Consider the following 19,447-nt stretch of genomic DNA (forward strand, 5'->3'; position numbering starts at 1 on the left):
GGTCATCCCTTCGCCAGGACGAGGTCGGCGATCATTTCTCCGTCCTCGTCGAGCCCTTCTTCCACGAAACCGGCGGTGCGATAGAGCTGGCGTGCCGCTTCATTCTCCGGTTCGTAGCAGATCGAGACGTGCCTGACGTGACCGAGCCCGCCGATCTCGTGCAGCACCGCGCGCAACGCGGCCTTGCCGTAGCCTCTGCCCTGCCAGGCGCGGTCGATCATGAAGCGGTAGATGCGCGCCTCGTCGTCATCTTCCGGCGCGTCGTACATCAGGAAACCGACGAGGCGATCCCCGGCCATGATTGCGCGGGGCCGCGCGTCCTCGTCGGATTGGGACTCCTCCAGCGACTCTGCATTGCCGGCGACAAAATCCATCTGCTCCGGCGCCAGTTCCAGCGACGCGACCAAGGCCCGATTGGCCTTGGTCACCGGGGCGAGACGGATTTCTCCGGCCCTCAAGCCGACGCCTTGGCGCCGTCATTCGTGACCGGGATCACGAAGCGATGCAACTTGGCCGGGTTGCCGCGCCAGATCGAGTAGGGCTCCAGTTCCTCGCCCTTCATCACGAAGGAATCGGTGTCGGCCACCGAGCCTTCGCCCATCACGACGCCGTAATGGACAAAGGCGGACGGTCCGAGCGTGCAGCCCTTGCCGATGCGGATATAGTCGGACTTGAACGCGCCTTCCTCCAGCGAGTGAGCCTGGATGACGCAGCCCTCGTTGAGCGTGACATCATCGCCGATCTCGACCAGGGAGCGCTCGGTGAGGTTGGCTCCGCCATCATAAACCCGCTTGCCGACCTTGACGCCCAGCATGCGCAGGATCATCGGCCGGAAAGGCGTGCCGGAGAACAGGCGCACGATCGGAGAATCGGCAAGCTTCCAATGGCGTTCGTGGCGCCAGAAGGCGACGTCGTAGATCGTCGTCATCTGCGGCTTCAGCCTGCCGAAGCCAAGGCTTGCCCGCTCGACAAGGATGTAGAACGGAATGGTGATCGCCGAGGTCAGGAGCACGGCGGCGAAGAGAGCGACTTCAGCCCATTCGGTGTAGTAGTTCAGCGCCCGGTCCCAGATCGCCAGCGTGGCGAACAGCATGACCCATTGCGTGGCCATGAACAGGAGGATCGTCACCGCGTTGTGCAGGTTCTTGTGCGGGATGCGCTGGCGTCGGTCCGCCTCGTCGACGCCGGCGATGAGTTCCTTGTCGCGATTGACCATGCGCGGGATTTCAAAGGCAGGCGAACCCAGCAGCCCGACATTCTCGCGCACCGGCCCATCGATGGGGATCATCACCTTGGTGCCAAGCAGGACGTTGTCGCCCGTGCGTCCATCCGGCGGGTAATAGATGTTGTTGCCGAGATAGTTGCGTTCGCCGATGCGCGTCCGCTCGAGCCGGAACGCGGAGGCGGATTTGTGCATGTTGATCATGAACAGGCCGTCCGACACCATGGTCTCGGTGCCGATCTCGCACAGAAGCGGGTTTTCGTGCTGCTGGTTGGAGCCGAAATTGGAGCCGGTCTGCACCACCTTGTTGAGGTTCCAGCCGATGGCGCGCATGTAATAGACGATTGCCGAACTGTCGCCGAACAGCAGCCCCAGCACGCGGGAATTGCTGGTGAACTCGGTGGCGGCCTGCAGCCAGTAGCGGAAGCCGTAAAGCGTGTAGGTGCGGCCGGGTTTCAGGATCACGCTGAGCAGGCGCGGCAGCACCGTCGCGGCGATAAAAGCCGTGGCGATATAGCCGAAAAGCGTGACCGTGGTGCCGACGGCGACCACGCCGATCGTCTCCTGGTAGTCGTCGCCGACATTTTCCCAATAGCTGTGGAACAGCAGCGGCAGCGGGATGACAATGGCAAACAGCCCGATCAGCTGGACCGCCTCGAAGAGGAAGCGCCGGATGTCGGAAGGGTTTTCGTTGCGTACCTTGCAATAGTCCGCCGTGGTCGGCACGGCCGGCGAGCCATGCCAGTGTTCGCCATCGGGGATGCTCTGCCCGCGCTGCAGCGAGGACGAATGGCCGAGCTGGGCGCCGTCGCCGATCGACGTGTCGATGTCGAGCGTCGAGCCGACGCCGACGAAGGCATCGCGGCCGATGGTCAGCGGTCCCATGTGGATGTAGCCGGACTGCGCGCGAAAGCCGAGGATCAGCGATTCCTTGCGCAGGATGGTGTTGGCGCCAATCGAGATCAGATCCGTACAGACCGGTACGGATTTGGATTCGATGACGGCGTTCTTCCCGATCCTGGTTCCCAGCATCTGCAGATAGAAGCTGTAGAGCGGGCTGCCGCGGAACAGCACGACAGGGGCGGTGCGGATCAAGGTCTTGACCACCCAGAAGCGGTAGTAACGCAGGCCCCAGATGGGGAACGCCTCCGCCTTCCAGCGGCCGATCAGCACCCATTTCGCCAGGACGGCAAAGCCCGTCATGCCGAAGAACACGCCGGCCGAGAGCGCCACGCACCTGGTATAGAGCTGCAGCGGATCGTCGAGCGTGTCATACATCCAGTTGAGGCCGATGTTGAGCGCCCACAGGCCCGCGTAGCTGTAGACCGCGTAGAACAGCAACTGCGCCATTCCACAGGTCCAGTAGGCAAGATTCGATGCCTGGCGGGTGAGGACAGGCTCGTTGGCGGCGGTCGTCACCTCTTCCGAGACGCTCAGGTGCTTGGCCAGGCGCGCCACCGTCGGATGGAGATAGATGTCGCGCATGGACGTCGTCGCCCATTCCTTGCGAGTGCGCACGCGCGCGCAGAAATGCGCCATCAGCAGGGAGTTGGCGCCGAGATCGTCGAAGAAATTGTCCTCGACCGAGACCTCGTCGAATTTCAGCACCGCGGCCAGGGCCTCGGCCAGGAAGCGCTCGTCGTCATTGCCGGGGGCAACCATCTCCCGGTCGGCGGAAAGCCGCACGCTTGTCGGCTTCGGCAGCTGGCGAAGGTCCACCTTGTTGGAGACCGTCATCGGGATCGCGGGCAGTTCCTCGAGATAGGAAGGCACCATGTAGTCCGGCAGGCGACGCTTCATCGTCTGGGCGAGATCGGCGCGCGAGAGCGCCGGCTGGCCGGCCTTGGGCGCGTAGTAGGCGACGAGTTCGACGCGGCCGGGCTCGATCTCCCAGGTGGTGACGGCCGCCTGCGCGATCTCCGGCTGGTCCAGCAGCACCGCCTCGATCTCGCCGAGCTCGATGCGATAGCCGCGGATCTTGACCTGGGTGTCGATGCGCCCGGCATATTCGATCTCGCCATCGCCGTTGATCCGGCCAAGGTCGCCCGTGCGGTAGATGCGCTGCGACGGGTTGTTCGGCAGGCCGATGAAATCGGCGATGAACTTCTGTTCCGTCAGGTCTTGCCTGTTGAGGTAGCCGACCGCGAGCCCGATGCCGGCAATGCCGATCTCGCCCAGTTCACTGGGCTCGGCCAGTTCCGGCAGCGACGGGTCGAGGATGACGATGGAATAGGTGGGCAGCGGCGCGCCGATGGTGACGGGCTTGTCCGGCGTCAGCGCGCCCATCGTAGCCGTGACGGTCGCCTCGGTCGGGCCATAGGTGTTGAGGATCTGCCGGCCCGGCGTCGACCAGCGCACCACCAGATTGTGCGGGCAGGCCTCGCCGCCGACCAGCAGCGTGCGCAGGCTGGGCACATCCGATGTCATCGACGACAGCAGCGTCGGGCTGCAGGCCATGCAGGTGATTTCATGGTATCGCAGGAAATCCGCCAGTTCCTCGCCGACGAGCGGCATCTGGCCGGGCGCGGGCACCACGGTCGCGCCGGCGACGAACGGCACCCAGATCTCCTCGGAGGAAAAGTCGAAGGCAATCGTCATGCCCTGGTAGACGCGATCGCCCGGCCTGTAGCCATAGGATGCGGCGGCGACCCGGATGAAGTTGACGAAGCTCTGGTGCCGGATGGCCACGCCCTTCGGCCTGCCGGTCGTTCCCGACGTGTACAGGATGTAGCAAATGTCTTCCGCCGGCGCCTTTTGCGGCTTCAGCGGCGCGCTGGACTGTTTGGCGATCTCGGCGGCGGCGCTGTCGATCAGCACATGGGGGACCGGCAGCTGGTCGGCCCGCGACGCATAGGTGGCGATGGTGACGATCAGGCTGACGCTGGCGTCTTCGATGATGAGCGCCATGCGCTCTTGCGGAAAGGCGCTGGCCAGCGGCACGAAGGCGGCCCCCGCCTTCACGACGGCAAGCAAGGCGACATAGGTCTCCGCCGACCGGTCGAGAATGAGCCCGACCCGGTGGCCCGGCCGCACGCCGCGCTTGATCAGCACACGGGCGAACTGGTTGGCGCGGCTGTCCAGCTCCTGATACGTCCAGACATTTCCGTCGGAGATCACCGCCGGCAAGGTGGCGAATGTTGCGGCGAGCTCTTCGAAGAAGGTGTCGAGCCGCTCGTCGGGCTGGCCTGCGCGGGCGAAATCGGCGCCGGTCAGAATCTGGGCATGCGCGGCCCGCTGAGCAGCCCTTACAAGGGTATCGACGCCCGCCAGGCCATTTTGGGCCAGCCCGCTTTCGGGCTCCGCGCCCGGTCGTGCCATGTCCCTGTCCAGGCTGGCAAAGTCGACACCGTAATCCATTTCCATACTTTCTCGTCCTGGCCGCGCATCGCCCGGCTGTTCATGCCGCCGTTCGAGCAGGCATTTTCGGCAGTGCCGCTGCTGCAATTTGACCCTTGTCGATGGCGGACCGAAAGTTCCGAAAAGGAAGTCCCCACAGTCCCCCGCGGGATGGTTATGCCATCCGATCTTTTCGCCAGTTTTTCCGAATTGTTGAAACTTGTTTCTGAATTGTGTCTGAGCGCTCCTCCTGCCTTGCCCTTGAAGGTCTTTTCCGGAGGTGATGCCGCCGCCTTTCACCCAGATCCTGTCTGGCCGCGCCCCTTGAATCCCCGCCTCTCAAAAAAATCTCACCACCCCCGGGAATAAAGCACCGCCTTGCCGGGTCTTCCCTTCAGCGGGGCCAATCCGGTCCGCGACGCGAAGAAACGAAACAAGGATTTACGAACATGACCAAGCTCGCTCTCAGCGTGGCCGCGATGTTGCTTGCCTCGAGTGCCGCCTTTGCCGGCAGCGACCATTTCGGCGCCGACACTGTCAATCAGCCTGTCGCTTCCGTCGACACCAATGCCACCGCCTCGATCCCCTACACCGCGCACCCGGCCGGCGTCGACACCAAGGTGACGACCGGGCCGAGCCAAGGTTCGGTCCAGGACATCATCAACCGGCACAACGACGACGGTCTCTGGGGCCGCTGAGCGCCCCCGACCTTCGAACTCCTTCTCAAACCCCACAAACAGGAAGCACCGACATGAAAACCCTCGCTCTCACCGCCGCCGCCATCCTCGTGGCCACCACCGGCGCCTTTGCCGGCAGCGACCATTTTGGCGACCGCACCGCCAACCAGACGGCCGCCATGGTCGACAACACCCACACCGCCTCGATCCGCAAGGCCGACATGGTCCGGCACGGTGTCCAGGCGACAACGAAATCTGACGCGGACGAACCAGGCCAGGGCATCTGGGGCAACTGAGTTCTGGGTCCGGACCGCTCTCGAGGGTCCTGACCCAGCCCGCGATCAGGACGGAGGGCCATGTGGCGTGGCCCTCCGTCGCCCTTCCGCCACAACAACCCAGGAGACCACAATGTTCACCATGACACGCCGCACAGTGCTTCAATCCGCCGCCGCCGCTGCCGCCTTCGGCCTTGCCGGCAAGCTCGAATTCACCCGCCCCGCTTTCGCGCAGACGCCGGTCGAGCCGACCGTCGGCTTCTACAAATACACGGTCGGCGACATCGAGGTCACCGCCATCTACGACGGCATCTGGAAAAAGCCGCACGACCCGGCCTTCATCAAGGATGTCTCGGTCGAAGACACCAAGGCGGCGCTCGCCAAGGCGGGGCTGACCACCGACTTCATGCCCATCCCGCTCACCGTCGTCGTGCTCAAGATGGGCGGCAAGCTGATTATGATGGATGCGGGCTCGGGCGTCGGCCAGTGGCAGGCCAATGCCACGCACCTGCCGGCCAACATGGCCGCCGCCGGCATCGACTACAAGGCGATCGACACCATCATGATCTCGCATTTCCACCCCGACCATGTCTGGGGCCTGATGGAGAAGGGCACCAACACGCCGGTGTTCCCCAATGCCGAGCTGATCGTCAACGCCACCGAATACAGTTGGTGGACCGACCCGAGCCGGCTGGCCAAGCTGCCGGAGGGCCGCAAGCCGGCGGGCAAGCGCATCGCCGAAAACTTCCCGAAATGGAAGAACTGGAAGCTGGTTCAGGACGGCGCGGAAGTGGCGCCGGGCATCCAGATCGTCGCCGCGCCCGGCCACACGCCGGGACATTCGGTGTACCTCGCCAATTCCGGCAAGGCGCAGCTGATGATCTCGGCCGACACCATGTATGTGCCGGCCCTGCTGGCGCCGCATCCGGAATGGCAGGGCGCCTACGACCAGGATGGGCCGACCGCGATTGCCACGCGCCACAAGATCATCGACCGCGTGATCGCGGACAATATCCGCATTTCCGGGTCGCATTTCCCGTTCCCCGGCACCGGCGTCTTCGTCAAGGACGGCAGTGCCTATGGCTTCTCTCCCGTTCAGATTTGAGACCGTTTGGAAACTCTACTCTGGCGGCCATCTGAAGGCGTTTTCTGCGCTTCCGGTGCTCACGGACCCGAACGTCCGCTCCGCTCCGGTTCTCGAAACCACCATCATATGACTCGCCAAAGCGAATTTCGAAACGGTCTCTCAACGCTAACGCACAAACCAAAGCGAGAAAGACAATGAAACAGCTTCTTTTGGGCAGAAACGCCCTGTTCGGCCTGCTCGGCGCCATCGCCGTGCTGACCGTCGTTCCCGTCGCAACGATCATGCCGGCCTATGCGGTGGATGATATCGAGGGCGCCGATGCGCCCGACCTCACCGCCGTCCAGGCCAAGATCGCCGCCAAGGACTACAAGGGCGCACTGGCCGATCTGCGCGACCTCGCGCAGGACAACCAGCAGGCCGACGTCTACAATCTGCTCGGCTTCACGCTGCGCAAGACCGGCGACGTCACCACCGCGCTGACCTATTACAACAAGGCGCTGGAGCTGAAGCCCGACCACAAGGCCGCCCGCGAATATCTGGGCGAGCTTTATGTCGAGACCGGCGACATGAACAAGGCAAAGGAGCAGCTGGCGTCGCTGCAGAAACTCTGCCCCGCCGGCTGCGAGGAGCTTTCCGACCTACAGAAGGCCATCGACACCAAGGTGACGCAGTAAGCGGTGACCCGTTCCAACTCCCCCACGGACGTGGCCATGAGCTTGGCCATGCATTGTCTTATGCTGCGTCGGTCGACCCCCACTCCGTCTCGGCTTCGCCGAGCCACTGCCGGGGCGAGCCACGGGTCTCGCCCGTCCTTCGGACCCCCCGATCGACGGGGTAGAGGAAAGGCGGCAGGCTTTTTGCCGGCAACGCTCGTCCGGCAATGCTCCCTTCCTTTCCCTCCGGAGGGGGGAAAGGTGGCGCTGCGAAGCAGCGACGGATTGGGGAACCACGTGGCAATCAAGCCTCGAGCTGGTCAGTCGCGGACTGGGGGAGAGGTGGCCGCCAAGCGGCCCGCGTTGGGGACTGGCACAGACCGATCCAGTCCCCCACCACCAGTTTGGGCGCTCGTGGCTGGGAGCCGGCGCCTCTCCCTCGAGCCGGCTCCGGCCCTTTCGAAGATCAGACCCGTCAGGCGCCGTGCTTGCGCGCGTCCCACGGCGGGCGGCGCTTGCCTGTGCTCAAAAATTGGAGGCTGACCATGACACCGAACGAAATCGCCGCGAAGCTCACCGGCCTCGCCGCGAAATACCACATCAGGGACGTGACCCTGCTTGCCGGCCGCCTGCTCATGTCCTTCATCTTCCTGCATGAAGGCGTGACGCTGACCACCCATTTCGACGCCGCCGCCAAGGCGATGGCAGCACTTGGCGTCGGGTTGCCGCTGTTCGTCGCCACCATCGCGCTGCAACTGGGGGCAGGGCTCTCGGTGGCTTCAGGCCTGCTGACGCGGCTGGGCGGCATCGGGCTCGGCCTGTTCTGCCTGGCCACGGCCTTGCTGTTCCATGTCAACTTCGCCAGCCAGAACGAGCTGCTGCATTTCGAAAAGGACCTCGCCATATCAGGCGGCATGTTCGTGCTGGCCGCCGTCGGCGCCGGCCGGTTCTCGCTGGACTGGCTGCTGGCCGGGTATCTGCAAAAGCGCCAGCGCGACAAGGAAATGGTCAGGGCCTTGCTGGCCGTGGAGAACCAGTTCTCCGCGGATGTGCGGCTGCCGGTTTAAGGCAGCAAGGCCTGCCGCCTCGCGCATCGGCCTGCCGCTCCAGTGCCCTGCAACACGCCGCTCGCTGGAACCAGGCCCGGTGCTCCGCATTCTATTAGCGAAGGCTCAAGGAGTGTGTGATGAAAGCGGTTCTGGCACTGGTCGCAGGCTTCGTCCTCACCCTTGCGGTCTTTGCCAGCGGGCTGGCTTTCGCCGCCTGGCTGATACTGGCCAAGCCGGTGCATCAGGCCAGGCCCGCCGACAGTGTCTCACAGCTGTGGACCAAGGACGCACAGCCGGTAGATAAGGCCGCGCCGGGCCTGGAGCGCGTGGCCGCCGCGCAGCCTCCCGCGCCCGACGCCGCAGCCAGGATGCAGTCGCCCGACCCGACCATTACCAGCGCGGTGGCGCCCGATGCGGGCGAGCGGCAGATCAGACTGCCGGCTGCCCATCTCAGCTGGTGCGCGGACCGCTACCGCTCCTACAACCCCGACGACAACAGCTACATGTCCTACAGCGGACAGCAGCGCCCCTGCGTCTCGCCCTATCTCGAACCCGACGCCGGCAAGGCCGCGCAGCAGCCCGACGAAGTCAGCTATGTCGAGGGCGCCGCCGCGCCGCTGGTGGCGATAGCGGGCCTTTCGGACGACCACGTCCAATCCTGCTTCAGCCGCTACCGCTCCTACCGTCCCGAGGACAACAGCTACCAGCCATATTCCGGCGGACCGAGGCGCCAGTGCGAATAGGCGCCGCGCGCCCTCCCACCCATCCGGCAGTTCCGCCTGGACCAGCGATCACGCAGATTTTTTGGATCAATCCCATCACCGCAGCGTTCATCCCTGACACGAAGGAGGAACGACAATGGGCGACGAACGGCACGAGAAGATCCAGAAGCGCGCATACCAGATCTGGGAGCGTGAAGGCGGCGGCGATCCCGAGCATCATTGGCACCGGGCCGAGGCCGAGATCGACAGGGAAGCGGCACTGCCGCTGACAGCCGACGACGCGCTGCCGCGCGAGATCGCCAGCACCGACGTGCTGGAAGTCGAGGAACTGGCCATGCGCACCGGCATATCGGGCGACGAGGCGCAAGCGCTGCTCGACCGCTTGGGCACTGATCGCGCCGCGCTGGAACAGGCAGCGCGCAGTCTCAAGGCCAGGAAGGGCGCCAAATCCTGATCAGGGAGAGCGAAGATGATCCGCAAACTCAAGGACGGCAAATACCGGCTTTATTCGCGCAAGAAGGATGAGAAGACCGGGAAGCGGCGCAACCTGGGGACGTTCGATACGCGGGAAGCGGCAGAGAAGCATGAGAAGGAGGTGCAGTATTTCAAGCGGCATTGAGGGGGCCTCTGCAGCGGCAGGCGCCGATCTCATCCCTTGGCCGGCTCTTCGTAGATGCCGATGATGAGGAGCCATGCGCCTGAAATCAGGAAGGCGAACAGGACGATGGTTCCGAGGGCCGCGATGTAAAGCCCCACGCCGCGCCCGAGAATAAGCAAAATCGCGCCTGCAACTTCGGCCAGGTAACACATCGTGCCGCCCGCCAGCCGCGGCCCGGTCAACCCGATGGTGCTCATCCCCGCCTTGATGGCCACGACATATCCTCTGACGAAGATGAATGTTGCTATGCCCCAGAGCAAAAGCCATTCGAGGCCGAGTGCCGGAAGATATTGACCTCCCAGAAGCGCAAGGCTGCATGCCATGAAAATCGCGCTGAAGCCCGACAGCATGTTGATTGCCCGGTTCTTGTGCGTCGTGTTGCGGACGATGCGTTCGGGATTGATCGAGATCGCGACGAAGATCAACCCGGCAAGCCCCGCCGCGCCGCCGCCCACCATGACGAAGAAATCAGTCCATTGATCCAACATGACTTGCCCCCGAGCTTAAGCCGGCTCGATGGAGGCTAGCATGGGCGCGTTCTCGAACTCCACGGGGCGGGGCAGCCGATCGTGGGGTTTTGTCGTTCCGCGTTCGCACCGGCGCAGCGTTGATCCCGACGGTAGGCAGCGCTCGGACTGAAGGCCAGGACGGGAGCTAAATCCTGATCAGGGAGAGCGAGATGATCCGCAAACTCAAGGACGGCAAATACCGGCTTTATTCACGCAAGAAGGATGAGAAGACCGGCAAGCGACGGAACCGGGGGGACGTTCGAGACGTGTGAGGCGGCTGAGAAGCATGAGCGGGAGGTGCAGTATTTCAAGCGGCATTGAGGGAGGGCTGTTCGGTGCGTACCTCTGGCTACCGTGATGGCGATACGCTGCAAGCTTGCGTGACCGGTTTACTCTTAATTCCGCTAAGCACACGGCAGCTTTGCGCCCAAATGGCGACGTTCAATTCACGTGCCTCCAGCGCCAAAAGCCGACATTGATTCGCCTTAAATACGACATGGCGCGTAAAGGTCTGGGTGAAACCTAGAAACGGCTCGGTGCGAACGGAGCAAGCAAAGGACCAACTGGTCGATCGGTGACAGAATCTGCGACCAGACGGGCAGTAGCTGCTGCCAGCGTCAGCCCAAGATGGCCATGGCCGAAAGCGTAGATGACGTTGGGGTTGCGGGCCGACGGGCCGATGACGAGCCGGGAATCCGGCAGCGACGGGCGGAAGCCGAGCCCCTTTGAAGACGGCTGGCTGAGCGCGGGAAAGAACTTGCGCCCGCCGCGGTCGAGCAGAGCCAGGCGGCACGGGCACGGTAACCCCGTCGTCCTGCTGCTCGATCTGGAACCGGCGCAGGTCGTCGGTGGTCGCTGTGTCTGGTGAACGCCCGAGGAACGTCGCCAGGCGTCCGATGTCGCGGAGATGGTTGCGAACGTAGCGTGCATCCCAGCCAAGGCGTCCTGCTCTTTGGCAAAACACAAACGAGGTCTGGGACTACGGTCTAAAAGCTGAACCTAGACTAGCGCCTCCGGCGAGAATATTTCTCTGCAAGTCCGGGCTTATCAGTAGTGATTGTGCAGTCCCTCCCTGGCCCCGATGGTGGTTCAAAACCGAGGCCGCTAGTGGCTTAGTCAGCGATACACAGCAGTTGCAAAGTTGGTAACCACCGTGACGGTGGAGCGCTAACGTCCATGGCACTAAACCTGGCCCGCTATGTGTAGAAAGTCGTTTCCGAGATCCCGTGCTTGCGGCAGACATCGGCGGTCTTCATTCCCGCCTCCTGCTCCTTCAAGATCGCGATGACTTGTTCTCCGTGAACCGTGAGCGCTTCATTCGTCCGTCTCCTTAGATCGAGCTCTACCAAAAACTAGAGGAGATTCTGGGTCTCAGGTCACGAACTGTCCACCCTCAGGGGCGCACTCCAACAGAGTGGGAAAAGATTTCCGCAGGCATGCCGCGCAAACGCTGTGCCCTTATGACCAGCGGCCTTCTTCCCGGCCGAGACAGGCGAACGGGAGACGATGCCATCGTATCGGCAATCGCAACCGATTGCAGGACTGCCTTGAATTGGCCGCGCAACGCAGCGCTTTCCGCAGGCCAGTGCGATGTCAGTTCCCCCTGAACAAGACGGAGTTCCTGATCAAGAAGACTTTCGCACAGCTTGTTCAAGCGGGTGACGCGCCCATGCCTGTCGTAAAAGGCGCATGCTGTATTCGCCATGTCGAAGGCGTCGCTCATGCCGCTGACCCGCTCGGAAAAAATGCCTCGCGTGAGCAGATTGAATCCATATTGGTGCGACTGCTACCCAAGCGAGGGGTAGTCGAGCCGCGGACGAGCAGGAGGCTATTGACATTGCTGATCCTTGAAGGATTGGATCGACTGCGCAATGCCTGCCTTGAGCTTGGACCGATCGGAGGCGTCCATACATTCCGCGGGCGCGCGGAGCGCGGCCTTCATCATCTTGATCAGCAGGGATGTCTTTTGGCAGGCGGTAGCGGCTCTGGATATGGGGCCGCTGAATTGCGCAGTGACTTTTTGATCATAGTTTTGACAGGCGTCGGCCAAAGCGGCTGTCTGCGACAGCAAGATGATGGCAATAGCATAATTTAAGGTCTTCATCGAACTCCCCTTTAGTGTTTGCTTCTGATATAATTATATCTATTCGCCATCGCTCGGATCCTTTCCATATTCCGAATCAGTTGTATTGCAGTATCCGGGGCCACAAGATGTTCCTTCATAGCAGCAAAATGGCTCATTATCCCATAGGCAGCATATGTTGCCGTCACTGCAGTATATTGAGTGGGTCGGCCCTGGGCATATGTGATTTGCAAACGCAGATCGTGGAAAAGCCGCAGTTATTGCTGCGCTTAGACAGCCAACCGCAGCGGATTTAGCAAAACTGGCCATGACGCGGCGTTTTTCGATGTCTATTTGCGATGTGCTTCGAACTGCGAGGTGGGATCGCGCCTTGGGTGAGTCCCTGACTGGCTCGATACGAGCACGGCGGATGCCGAAAACCACGATGTGGGTCGCAAACAATACAGAAAAGGCCAGCGCCATGGCGCCTGCGAAGTAAATTCCTTCCTTGAAGTCGAATAGAACGCCAGCGATAAAAGTATTGGCAAATACGGCGCCGCTTAGAAGCATTGCCAGGAATGACTGACGGATACATCTGCTGCACTTGCCGATACGATGCAGAAAATCCCACTTCGAAGGTCTTTTGGCTGGTGTCTGCATCGGATTCTCGTTGGAACAAAGCTTTTCGGTTCCGATCAGACAGGAAGGCCATGGACCTTGCATCACCCAATTGGGTTAAGGCCCACGAAGTGAAGACTTTTATCACGCTTCGCGCATCACCAAAGTGGATGAAGTGCGATACAATACTCGCCAGCGCTGTTGAAGAAGTCACTCGCCGCTGAGGTCTGGCCTGATTATTTGGCCCTGAAGAGGTTCGGAGATGAGGTGTGCGCGGAGGCGACGATCAAAGTGGTGAACTCTTTCGCCAAAGATGGCATGAGCAGGCGAAGCTGATATCAGTGCCAACGCCAGTCCAAGGAAAAAACGCCGTGCTCCGATGGTCCGGCGCCATGTGACCTGCATGACAGGCGGTCAATGACGATAGCACGTCGAGAGCAAGATATTATCCGCCAGTCCAGAAGCGCTTTGGGGATTTGTATGCATTCTCAACCCCATTGAACAATGAACGAGAGGAGTAGCCGATGAAATTGAGTTGCGCACTCGTCTGCTCGGTGTTGGCATCATCTCACTTGTCTCGAAATGATCTTGAAGCCGAAACTCGGCGGCATCCAAGCATAGCGCATCACCCATCTGGGTGATGCACCTGGAGGTGCGTCTATTAAATTCTCACATCACGGCAACGAGTTGCCTCTTACCCATGGTACATTTTCTGATGGATTGGACAGATCGGCTTATGATTCTGGTATTAAAGTAGTATTATTTTCCTTCGTTGGAATATAGACTCGGCGGGTGACCTCGATACGGGACGTCGGTACGCGTCGTGTGAATAAGACAAGCTACTGCGGGAAGGGATGCCCCTGCAGAAAGGTTAATAAAGGGGGGGCTGATGACAACGGGAAAAAAAATAACTCTTGGCGGCTTCAGCGTGCTGATGCTGGCCGGATGTACGACCACGGATCAGGATCAGGCGGCACAGGCTATCCTGACGGGACTGATAGTAGGTGCCACTGCCGTGTCAAATTCCTCTTCTGGCGGGTATCATCCGCCTCCGGTCAACAGTGGGGCATCTTCTGGATCTGTCTATACTGGATCGGGCCCGGTTTCGGGAGGGGGTGGTGGATGCGGCGGATATTGTTCAGGCAGCAGTTGCGGAATAAAATGACTGCGCGCATCTCAGTTCCGCTCGTCGCCACGCGGCCAACACAGCGTCCTGCGGAACCCGGCTTCAGACCATGCGGCTTTTCGAGACAGCGTTGCGTTCCAGGCGGCGAAATCCCTGGTGTTTTTGCGGACGGGTGCAGAAACATCTCCACTGTTGGTAGTTGCGAATGAAAGCCGGAGCACACCTAGCCGGTGCCGAGCGCCTGATCTTTGCCTCCGAGAAGGGACGCATTGTGGCTACGCCCACGGACCGTTTCGCACCGGTTGAATTCCGGGGCGGGCCAGATGCCATTGACTATATCACCGCTACGCTCACATCCACGAATGAACGACTTGCGGATCGCGAGCCTTTGTCTCCGCATGAGGAGCAACTCCTCAAGCACGTGCTGCAGGCGGATAGCGGATCTGCGATACAGCAGACAACTTCATGCGGCGGCTGCTCCTGTACGGCTGTCGGTCAATCCAAATCGATAGAACTTTTTCTCCTGCTTTCGCAGTACTGCAATCTTGGCTGTGTTTATTGCCTGGACGGCGATGAGTCGTACCAAAAGCGGCGGCACCTGAAGATGCCACTGGAGACTGCGAAGCAGGCAATCAGCAGGTTCAGCAAGGATCTGGGACCGCGCGACCGCTTCGCGATCACGCTGTTCGGAGGAGAACCGCTCCTGAACTGGGAAGTCGTTCCCGACATTGTCAGCCATGCCAAGGAGGTCTGTCGTGATTCGCTTCTTCCTCTCCGGATTGCCGTGCAGACGAATCTCACCTTCATTCCTCCAGGTTTTATTGAACTCGCGGCCAAGGAAAATATCGAAATCATATCGAACATCGATGGGCCGCCGGAGATACACAACAGGATGCGGCCTCACCGCGGCCGAGGGTCCAATTCCTATAGTATGACGGTCAAGAATCTCGAAAAGCTTCAGCAGAGCGGAGTCCCGTTCTCCCTTAGGGCAACCATCACGTCACTGAATGCAGGCCGACTCGTGGAAGTCGCTGATCTCCACCGCTCGCTGGGAGCAGCCGGAACGATTTTCGGGGTGTTGCGGCCGGTCAATTCCGACGGGTTTGTTTTCGACCCTTCCTTGGCGCCAAGCAATGAAGACCTTGGCAGGAGTATGAGGCAACTTTATTGGGAGCGCCCCGAGATAGTTCGCGACACGCTGGAAGGCCTTTTCGGCCGTATGGTCATGCAGCGGTCTACGCGGGCTTGCGGTGCCGCTGAAATGGCGACCCCGACCGTCGACGCTAATGGTGACGTCTTTTCATGCGCGTGGTTCGTCGGCCAGCCCGCGAGGCTCATAGGCAACGTCCGTGAGGAAACATTGCTGCGCGAAACTGCGGTCCGCCGAAACTTTGAAGACTTCGATGGAACGAAAGACCCCGTTTGCGCGCGGTGTGAATACTTCGCGCTCTGCCGAGGTGGGTGTTCCGCGACCAGATTGAACACATGTGGAACTCCAGGCGAGGAATTCGCTACCGCCGTTGTCCGGAATCAGCAGTGCTCCATCGTCAAGAATTTGCTTGGCGAAGCCCTTCTTGCCAGCGGCGCTGGACAAAGCCCCGCGACGACGTATCGGAGGGAGAAGCCAAGCCTGGCATGAAGGGCAGCTACAACGGCCGCGGAATCGGTCTCGCCCCGATCAGAAGCAATGCCAGTTCGGTCTGACGCTCGGTCCCTGTCTTGGCCATGACCGACTTCAGTTGCGTTCTGATCGTCTCCCGCGACACTTCGGTTTTCGTCGCCATGTCTTCGACGGACAGGCCGTTGGCAATACCTCTGGCGACGCGCGCTTCCGCTGTAGTCAAATCGAACAGCCCAGTCAAAATCTCAGCCAATGGTGCATCTGGCGCAATCACCCGAGTCACGACCAGAAGAACGGCGGAGCGGGTAAAGATGTCATGCGCGTTGCGCCTGACCGGCACTAGGTGACCAACCAGAGGGGGCATTCCATCGCTGCCCGGTATCGCTATCGATCGCACGGATGCCTGGTTGCTTGCACTCAAACCGGCCAGTGCCGAGACCAGCAAGCGGTCGGCCTTGCGGTCCGCAAGCGACAATTTGTCGAAGGGGCCGAAGCGTACCCGTGGGGAGAGGGCCTCAAACATCGCATTGGCCGAGACAACGCGCCCTTGGGCAGTCAGGCTCGCGGCGGGGAGCCCGACAGTCTGTAGGGCTTCCGTGGCCGAATGTGCCGCCTGGAGACCCAGGCGCTGAGCCAGTAGGCCGGCGCGCGCGAAATGCGGCCAATATTGGTCGAGACGGCTGATCTCTTCGGTGGAAAAGGGCCCTTCGGTTGCGAGTCTTGCCGTATCGAAGGCGATAATGTCTTTGGTCGGAGAGACAACGGCCGTGCCGGCGGTCCAGCCAAAGCCGTATGGGCGATAGAATTCGCGATACAGCGCGTCCCGGTCGAGTTCCTCCTGGGTGCAAACGTCCAGGTCGGTAACGAATTTGTGCGGATGCAATACCAGGGCACGGTGAGGCCTGACATTGGGGTACTGCAATCCGCGGGCAAGATAGTCGTGGAACACTCCCTGGTACGTATCTGTGTAGATGGTTTTCACGCCGCCGCCAGGATCGAAGGTCAGCAAAGCGCCGGCGCGCACGCCGACGACAAGGCAAAACCGTGCCAGAACCTCTTTCCAAAACTCCGGAACGACCGCAGCTTCGTAAAGGCTGTCGACAATACCCAATTCACCGATCACTAGAGCCCCGGGACATCTGCTTTGTGAATCAAGTTTCTATGAATCAGAAAGATTTGGAAAGAGGCTCCGAGAAAACCGAACAAGATCAATTCGGTAGCGGCATCCTTTCTTAAGCACGGCGCTTTGCCCTGGCTGAGGGCGGGAGCCCGCTTGAGATACCTGAGGACCTATGCCGGCTCTCTCCGCCGAAATTCCAACGGTAGCTGTGGCGGCTCAACGAATGGCAACTGTTCCACTAAAGACGTCTGAAAGCCGCCTGTCTGGAAGCGGCCCCTATCAAGACATTTAGGGTGTTGGGGTAGCGGCCGCAACTGGCGTTTGGCCCGACCTTCCAATTCCTCGAAGACTGCCAAGTTGCCCACCCCTTGTTAACCATTCGTTAACCATTCCCTCGCTAGCGTTTACTTCTCAGTAAGGATTCGCCAGCCGTGACCTTTGCCGCCCCCCTCGAGGCCAAATCCATTCGCTTTCGTGCCCGTTCTTTCGTCGCTTTCACATTGACCCCGGAAGCGCCCATGGTGGAGTGGCTGCAGGGGCTGGATCACTGGATCGGCAACTCGCCGGGCTATTTTGCCGGGCGGCCGGTGCTGCTCGATCTGAACGTTTTGAAGCCCGCGCCGAACGAGATCGCGGCACTTGTGGCGGAGCTGGGGACGCGCGGCATCCGCATCTATGCCATCGAGCTGGAAGGGGCAGCGCTCGGCCCCGACCTGCCGCCCCTGCTGGTCGGCGCCAAGGAGGCGACGACGGAGGGGCTGCTGCCTGGCCGCAAGGGCGGGCAAGAGGCTTCCGGCAAGCCGGACGGCAAGGCCGCCGAGGGCAGGGTGCCGGACCATGGCGCGGACGCCGGCGGCGTTGCCAAGGGCAAGGCTGGCGCAAGCAAGACTGACCAAAGCGAGCCGCAGGTTTCGCACTACGATTCGGGCACGCTGATGATCAAGACGCCGATCCGTTCCGGCCAGGCGATCATGCATGCGCATGGCGATGTCATCGTGCTGGGCTCGGTCGCGTCCGGTTCGGAGATCGTCGCCGCCGGCTCGATCCATGTCTACGGCACGCTGCGCGGGCGCGCTTCGGCGGGCGCGCTCGGCAACACCGCCGCGCGCATCTTCTGTCGCCGCAACGAGGCCGAGCTTCTGTCGGTCGACGGCTGGTACATCACCGCCGAGGAGATGGAAGGGGTTTCGCGCGGCAAGCCGGTGCAGGCCTTCCTCGACGGCGACGGCCTGCGCGTCGAGACTTTGAGTTGAAGCGGCTTGGGAGCTGAAGCGGCTTGGGAGTTGAAGCGGCCGGGGAGCTGACGACCGCTGACTGAATAAAGGCCGGCAAGCCGGCCCGGGACAACAAACTGATAACAACGGAGGCTTTTTTCATGGGCAAGGTAGTGGTGGTCACATCGGGCAAGGGGGGCGTCGGCAAGACCACCTCGACGGCGGCGCTCGGTGCCGCCGTGGCCAAGACCGGCAAGAAGGTGGCGCTCGTCGATTTCGACGTCGGCCTCAGGAATCTCGACCTGATCATGGGCGCCGAACGCCGCGTGGTGTTCGACCTCGTCAACGTCATCCAGGGCACGGCCAAGCTGTCGCAGGCGCTGATCCGCGACAAGCGCGTCGACACGCTGTTCCTGCTGCCGGCCTCGCAGACGCGCGACAAGGACGCGCTGACGGAAGAGGGCGTCGGCGAGGTCATCGACAAGCTGCGCTCGGTGTTCGACTATGTCTTCTGCGACAGCCCGGCCGGCATCGAGCGCGGCGCGCAGCTCGCCATGCGCTTTGCCGACGAGGCGGTCATCGTCACCAATCCGGAAGTATCGTCGGTGCGCGATTCCGACCGCATCATCGGCCTGCTCGACGCCCGCACCATGCGCGCCGAACAGGGCGAGCAGATCGCCAAGCACGTGCTGGTCACCCGCTATGACGCGGGGCGGGCCGCGCGCGGTGAAATGCTGTCCATCGACGATGTGCTGGAAATCCTGTCGGTGCCGCTGCTCGGCATCATTCCCGAAAGCCAGGACGTGCTGCGCGCCTCCAATCTCGGGGCGCCGGTGACGCTGTCCGAGCCGCTCAACACCGCGGCCAAGGCCTATATCGACGCCGCAAGGCGGCTGGAAGGCGAGGATCTGCCGGTCGTCGTCCCCTTCGAGCGCAAAGGTTTCCTCGATCGTCTGTTGGGAAGGAGGGCGGCATGAACGTGTTCGACCTTTTCAAGCGGCGCTCGAGCGCGCCGGTGGCGCGCGAGCGGCTGCAAGTGCTGCTCGCCTATGAGCGCCGCAACCGCAGCCAGCCCGACCTCGTCTCCATCCTGCGCGAGGAGATCATGGCGGTGATCGCCAAGCACGTGCAGATCGACCAGGATTACCTGCAGGTCTCGATGGACCGCGGCGAGACCATGTCGACGCTGGAGATCGATATCCAGATCCCCAACAAGAGCGCCGTGCCGATGGCGATCGCGGGCTGATCTTCACCTCCCCCTCGTGGGGAGGGTCGGCTCGCAGTCGGAGCAAAGCGGAGATTGCGAGACGGGGTGGGGGCTGCGCGACGCTGCAGGCCTGTACTCCGAAGACTGGCGCCAGGCGCCCCCCTCTGTCCTGCCGGACATCTCCCCCTCAAGGGGGGAGATTGGCAGTTTCCGCGACAGCTCACTCCTTGCGACGTTGGTGGTTGGCGAAAGCCGACCCGATATCTGATCTCCCCCCTTGAGGGGGAGATG

At 61.8% G+C, this 19,447-nt stretch carries 20 protein-coding genes and 1 pseudogene; 12 read left to right on the forward strand and 9 right to left on the reverse strand.

The window, feature by feature from the left end; genetic code table 11:
• Positions 1–2: 2 nt before the first annotated feature.
• Positions 3–458, reverse strand: a complete 456-nt coding sequence (locus CK228_RS22790; RefSeq protein WP_095789318.1) for a GNAT family N-acetyltransferase — start codon at positions 456–458, stop codon at positions 3–5.
• Positions 455–4,585 carry a Pls/PosA family non-ribosomal peptide synthetase gene (locus CK228_RS22795; protein WP_095789319.1) on the reverse strand — a complete coding sequence of 1,377 codons (4,131 nt, stop codon included), beginning with the start codon at positions 4,583–4,585 and terminating at the stop codon, positions 455–457. The genes CK228_RS22790 and CK228_RS22795 overlap by 4 nt, the downstream gene beginning before the upstream one ends.
• Positions 4,586–5,007: 422 nt before the next feature.
• On the opposite strand from CK228_RS22795, the gene CK228_RS22800 reads away from it, so the two are divergent.
• From CK228_RS22800 to CK228_RS22835, 8 genes are all read left to right on the forward strand, one after another.
• Positions 5,008–5,256 (forward strand): DUF680 domain-containing protein, encoded by a 249-nt coding sequence (locus CK228_RS22800; RefSeq protein WP_095775135.1) that lies wholly within the window; start codon positions 5,008–5,010, stop codon positions 5,254–5,256.
• Between the two features lie 53 nt (positions 5,257–5,309).
• Positions 5,310–5,531, forward strand: a complete 222-nt coding sequence (locus CK228_RS22805) for a DUF680 domain-containing protein (protein ID WP_095775136.1) — start codon at positions 5,310–5,312, stop codon at positions 5,529–5,531.
• A 112-nt stretch (positions 5,532–5,643) separates the two neighbouring features.
• Positions 5,644–6,615 (forward strand): MBL fold metallo-hydrolase, encoded by a 972-nt coding sequence (locus tag CK228_RS22810; protein ID WP_095789320.1) that lies wholly within the window; start codon positions 5,644–5,646, stop codon positions 6,613–6,615.
• A gap of 176 nt (positions 6,616–6,791) precedes the next feature.
• Positions 6,792–7,271: a tetratricopeptide repeat protein gene (locus CK228_RS22815; protein WP_020628939.1), complete on the forward strand. Its 480-nt coding sequence runs from the start codon at positions 6,792–6,794 to the stop codon at positions 7,269–7,271.
• Positions 7,272–7,795: 524 nt separating this feature from the next.
• Positions 7,796–8,317 (forward strand): DoxX family protein, encoded by a 522-nt coding sequence (locus CK228_RS22820; protein WP_095789321.1) that lies wholly within the window; start codon positions 7,796–7,798, stop codon positions 8,315–8,317.
• A gap of 119 nt (positions 8,318–8,436) precedes the next feature.
• Positions 8,437–9,042 carry a BA14K family protein gene (locus CK228_RS22825; protein WP_245438097.1) on the forward strand — a complete coding sequence of 202 codons (606 nt, stop codon included), beginning with the start codon at positions 8,437–8,439 and terminating at the stop codon, positions 9,040–9,042.
• A 115-nt stretch (positions 9,043–9,157) separates the two neighbouring features.
• Positions 9,158–9,475 carry a DUF2934 domain-containing protein gene (locus tag CK228_RS22830; RefSeq protein WP_095789323.1) on the forward strand — a complete coding sequence of 106 codons (318 nt, stop codon included), beginning with the start codon at positions 9,158–9,160 and terminating at the stop codon, positions 9,473–9,475.
• A 15-nt stretch (positions 9,476–9,490) separates the two neighbouring features.
• The gene (locus tag CK228_RS22835; RefSeq protein ID WP_010910556.1) at positions 9,491–9,640 is read left to right on the forward strand and encodes a hypothetical protein; all 150 of its coding nucleotides are present in this window, start codon (positions 9,491–9,493) and stop codon (positions 9,638–9,640) included.
• Between the two features lie 29 nt (positions 9,641–9,669).
• Here CK228_RS22835 and CK228_RS22840 read toward each other — a convergent pair whose 3' ends face one another.
• The 6 genes and pseudogenes from CK228_RS22840 to CK228_RS34850 all read right to left on the reverse strand — a co-directional run bounded on the left by CK228_RS22840 (position 9,670) and on the right by CK228_RS34850 (position 12,910).
• The gene (locus tag CK228_RS22840; protein ID WP_143750617.1) at positions 9,670–10,137 is read right to left on the reverse strand and encodes a hypothetical protein; all 468 of its coding nucleotides are present in this window, start codon (positions 10,135–10,137) and stop codon (positions 9,670–9,672) included.
• A gap of 573 nt (positions 10,138–10,710) precedes the next feature.
• Positions 10,711–11,118 carry an FAD-binding oxidoreductase gene (locus CK228_RS22850; RefSeq protein WP_095789373.1) on the reverse strand — a complete coding sequence of 136 codons (408 nt, stop codon included), beginning with the start codon at positions 11,116–11,118 and terminating at the stop codon, positions 10,711–10,713.
• A 269-nt stretch (positions 11,119–11,387) separates the two neighbouring features.
• Positions 11,388–11,506: pseudogene (locus CK228_RS22855) on the reverse strand (transposase); the annotation flags it as partial.
• Positions 11,507–11,581: 75 nt separating this feature from the next.
• On the reverse strand, positions 11,582–11,911 hold the full coding sequence (locus tag CK228_RS22860; RefSeq protein ID WP_095789325.1) for a hypothetical protein: 330 nt from the start codon (positions 11,909–11,911) through the stop codon (positions 11,582–11,584).
• Positions 11,912–12,016: 105 nt separating this feature from the next.
• Positions 12,017–12,292 (reverse strand): hypothetical protein, encoded by a 276-nt coding sequence (locus CK228_RS22865; RefSeq protein ID WP_095789326.1) that lies wholly within the window; start codon positions 12,290–12,292, stop codon positions 12,017–12,019.
• A 39-nt stretch (positions 12,293–12,331) separates the two neighbouring features.
• Positions 12,332–12,910 (reverse strand): hypothetical protein, encoded by a 579-nt coding sequence (locus CK228_RS34850; RefSeq protein ID WP_143750618.1) that lies wholly within the window; start codon positions 12,908–12,910, stop codon positions 12,332–12,334.
• 1,289 nt (positions 12,911–14,199) lie between these two features.
• Here CK228_RS34850 and CK228_RS22870 point away from each other — a divergent pair.
• Complete coding sequence (locus CK228_RS22870) at positions 14,200–15,633, forward strand: radical SAM protein (RefSeq protein WP_095789327.1); 1,434 nt, start codon at positions 14,200–14,202, stop codon at positions 15,631–15,633.
• A 7-nt stretch (positions 15,634–15,640) separates the two neighbouring features.
• On the opposite strand, the gene CK228_RS22875 is transcribed toward CK228_RS22870, so the two are convergent.
• Positions 15,641–16,738, reverse strand: a complete 1,098-nt coding sequence (locus CK228_RS22875) for a helix-turn-helix transcriptional regulator (RefSeq protein WP_095789328.1) — start codon at positions 16,736–16,738, stop codon at positions 15,641–15,643.
• A 428-nt stretch (positions 16,739–17,166) separates the two neighbouring features.
• On the opposite strand from CK228_RS22875, the gene minC reads away from it, so the two are divergent.
• From minC to minE, 3 genes are all read left to right on the forward strand, one after another.
• The gene (gene minC, locus CK228_RS22880; protein ID WP_095789329.1) at positions 17,167–17,988 is read left to right on the forward strand and encodes a septum site-determining protein MinC; all 822 of its coding nucleotides are present in this window, start codon (positions 17,167–17,169) and stop codon (positions 17,986–17,988) included.
• Positions 17,989–18,110: 122 nt separating this feature from the next.
• Positions 18,111–18,926, forward strand: a complete 816-nt coding sequence (gene minD, locus CK228_RS22885) for a septum site-determining protein MinD (protein WP_010910549.1) — start codon at positions 18,111–18,113, stop codon at positions 18,924–18,926.
• Entirely contained in the window at positions 18,923–19,195 is a 273-nt protein-coding gene (gene minE / locus CK228_RS22890) for a cell division topological specificity factor MinE (RefSeq protein WP_027047075.1), read from the forward strand. Before minD ends, minE begins: the two co-directional genes overlap by 4 nt.
• Positions 19,196–19,447 lie beyond the last annotated feature (252 nt).

The sequence above is a fragment of the Mesorhizobium sp. WSM4312 genome, assembly GCF_002294875.1.
Lineage (GTDB): Bacteria > Pseudomonadota > Alphaproteobacteria > Rhizobiales > Rhizobiaceae > Mesorhizobium.

Coding starts and splice junctions, on each gene's coding strand:
- CK228_RS22795 (WP_095789319.1), bottom strand. CDS start 4,585: ATGGAAATGGATTACGGTGTCGACTTTGCCAGCCTGGACAGGGACATG.
- CK228_RS22800 (WP_095775135.1), top strand. CDS start 5,008: ATGACCAAGCTCGCTCTCAGCGTGGCCGCGATGTTGCTTGCCTCGAGT.
- CK228_RS22805 (WP_095775136.1), top strand. CDS start 5,310: ATGAAAACCCTCGCTCTCACCGCCGCCGCCATCCTCGTGGCCACCACC.
- CK228_RS22810 (WP_095789320.1), top strand. CDS start 5,644: ATGTTCACCATGACACGCCGCACAGTGCTTCAATCCGCCGCCGCCGCT.
- CK228_RS22815 (WP_020628939.1), top strand. CDS start 6,792: ATGAAACAGCTTCTTTTGGGCAGAAACGCCCTGTTCGGCCTGCTCGGC.
- CK228_RS22820 (WP_095789321.1), top strand. CDS start 7,796: ATGACACCGAACGAAATCGCCGCGAAGCTCACCGGCCTCGCCGCGAAA.
- CK228_RS22825 (WP_245438097.1), top strand. CDS start 8,437: ATGAAAGCGGTTCTGGCACTGGTCGCAGGCTTCGTCCTCACCCTTGCG.
- CK228_RS22830 (WP_095789323.1), top strand. CDS start 9,158: ATGGGCGACGAACGGCACGAGAAGATCCAGAAGCGCGCATACCAGATC.
- CK228_RS22835 (WP_010910556.1), top strand. CDS start 9,491: ATGATCCGCAAACTCAAGGACGGCAAATACCGGCTTTATTCGCGCAAG.
- CK228_RS22840 (WP_143750617.1), bottom strand. CDS start 10,137: ATGGTGGGCGGCGGCGCGGCGGGGCTTGCCGGGTTGATCTTCGTCGCG.
- CK228_RS22850 (WP_095789373.1), bottom strand. CDS start 11,118: ATGCACGCTACGTTCGCAACCATCTCCGCGACATCGGACGCCTGGCGA.
- CK228_RS22860 (WP_095789325.1), bottom strand. CDS start 11,911: ATGAGCGACGCCTTCGACATGGCGAATACAGCATGCGCCTTTTACGAC.
- CK228_RS22865 (WP_095789326.1), bottom strand. CDS start 12,292: ATGAAGACCTTAAATTATGCTATTGCCATCATCTTGCTGTCGCAGACA.
- CK228_RS34850 (WP_143750618.1), bottom strand. CDS start 12,910: ATGCAGACACCAGCCAAAAGACCTTCGAAGTGGGATTTTCTGCATCGT.
- CK228_RS22870 (WP_095789327.1), top strand. CDS start 14,200: ATGAAAGCCGGAGCACACCTAGCCGGTGCCGAGCGCCTGATCTTTGCC.
- minD (WP_010910549.1), top strand. CDS start 18,111: ATGGGCAAGGTAGTGGTGGTCACATCGGGCAAGGGGGGCGTCGGCAAG.
- minE (WP_027047075.1), top strand. CDS start 18,923: ATGAACGTGTTCGACCTTTTCAAGCGGCGCTCGAGCGCGCCGGTGGCG.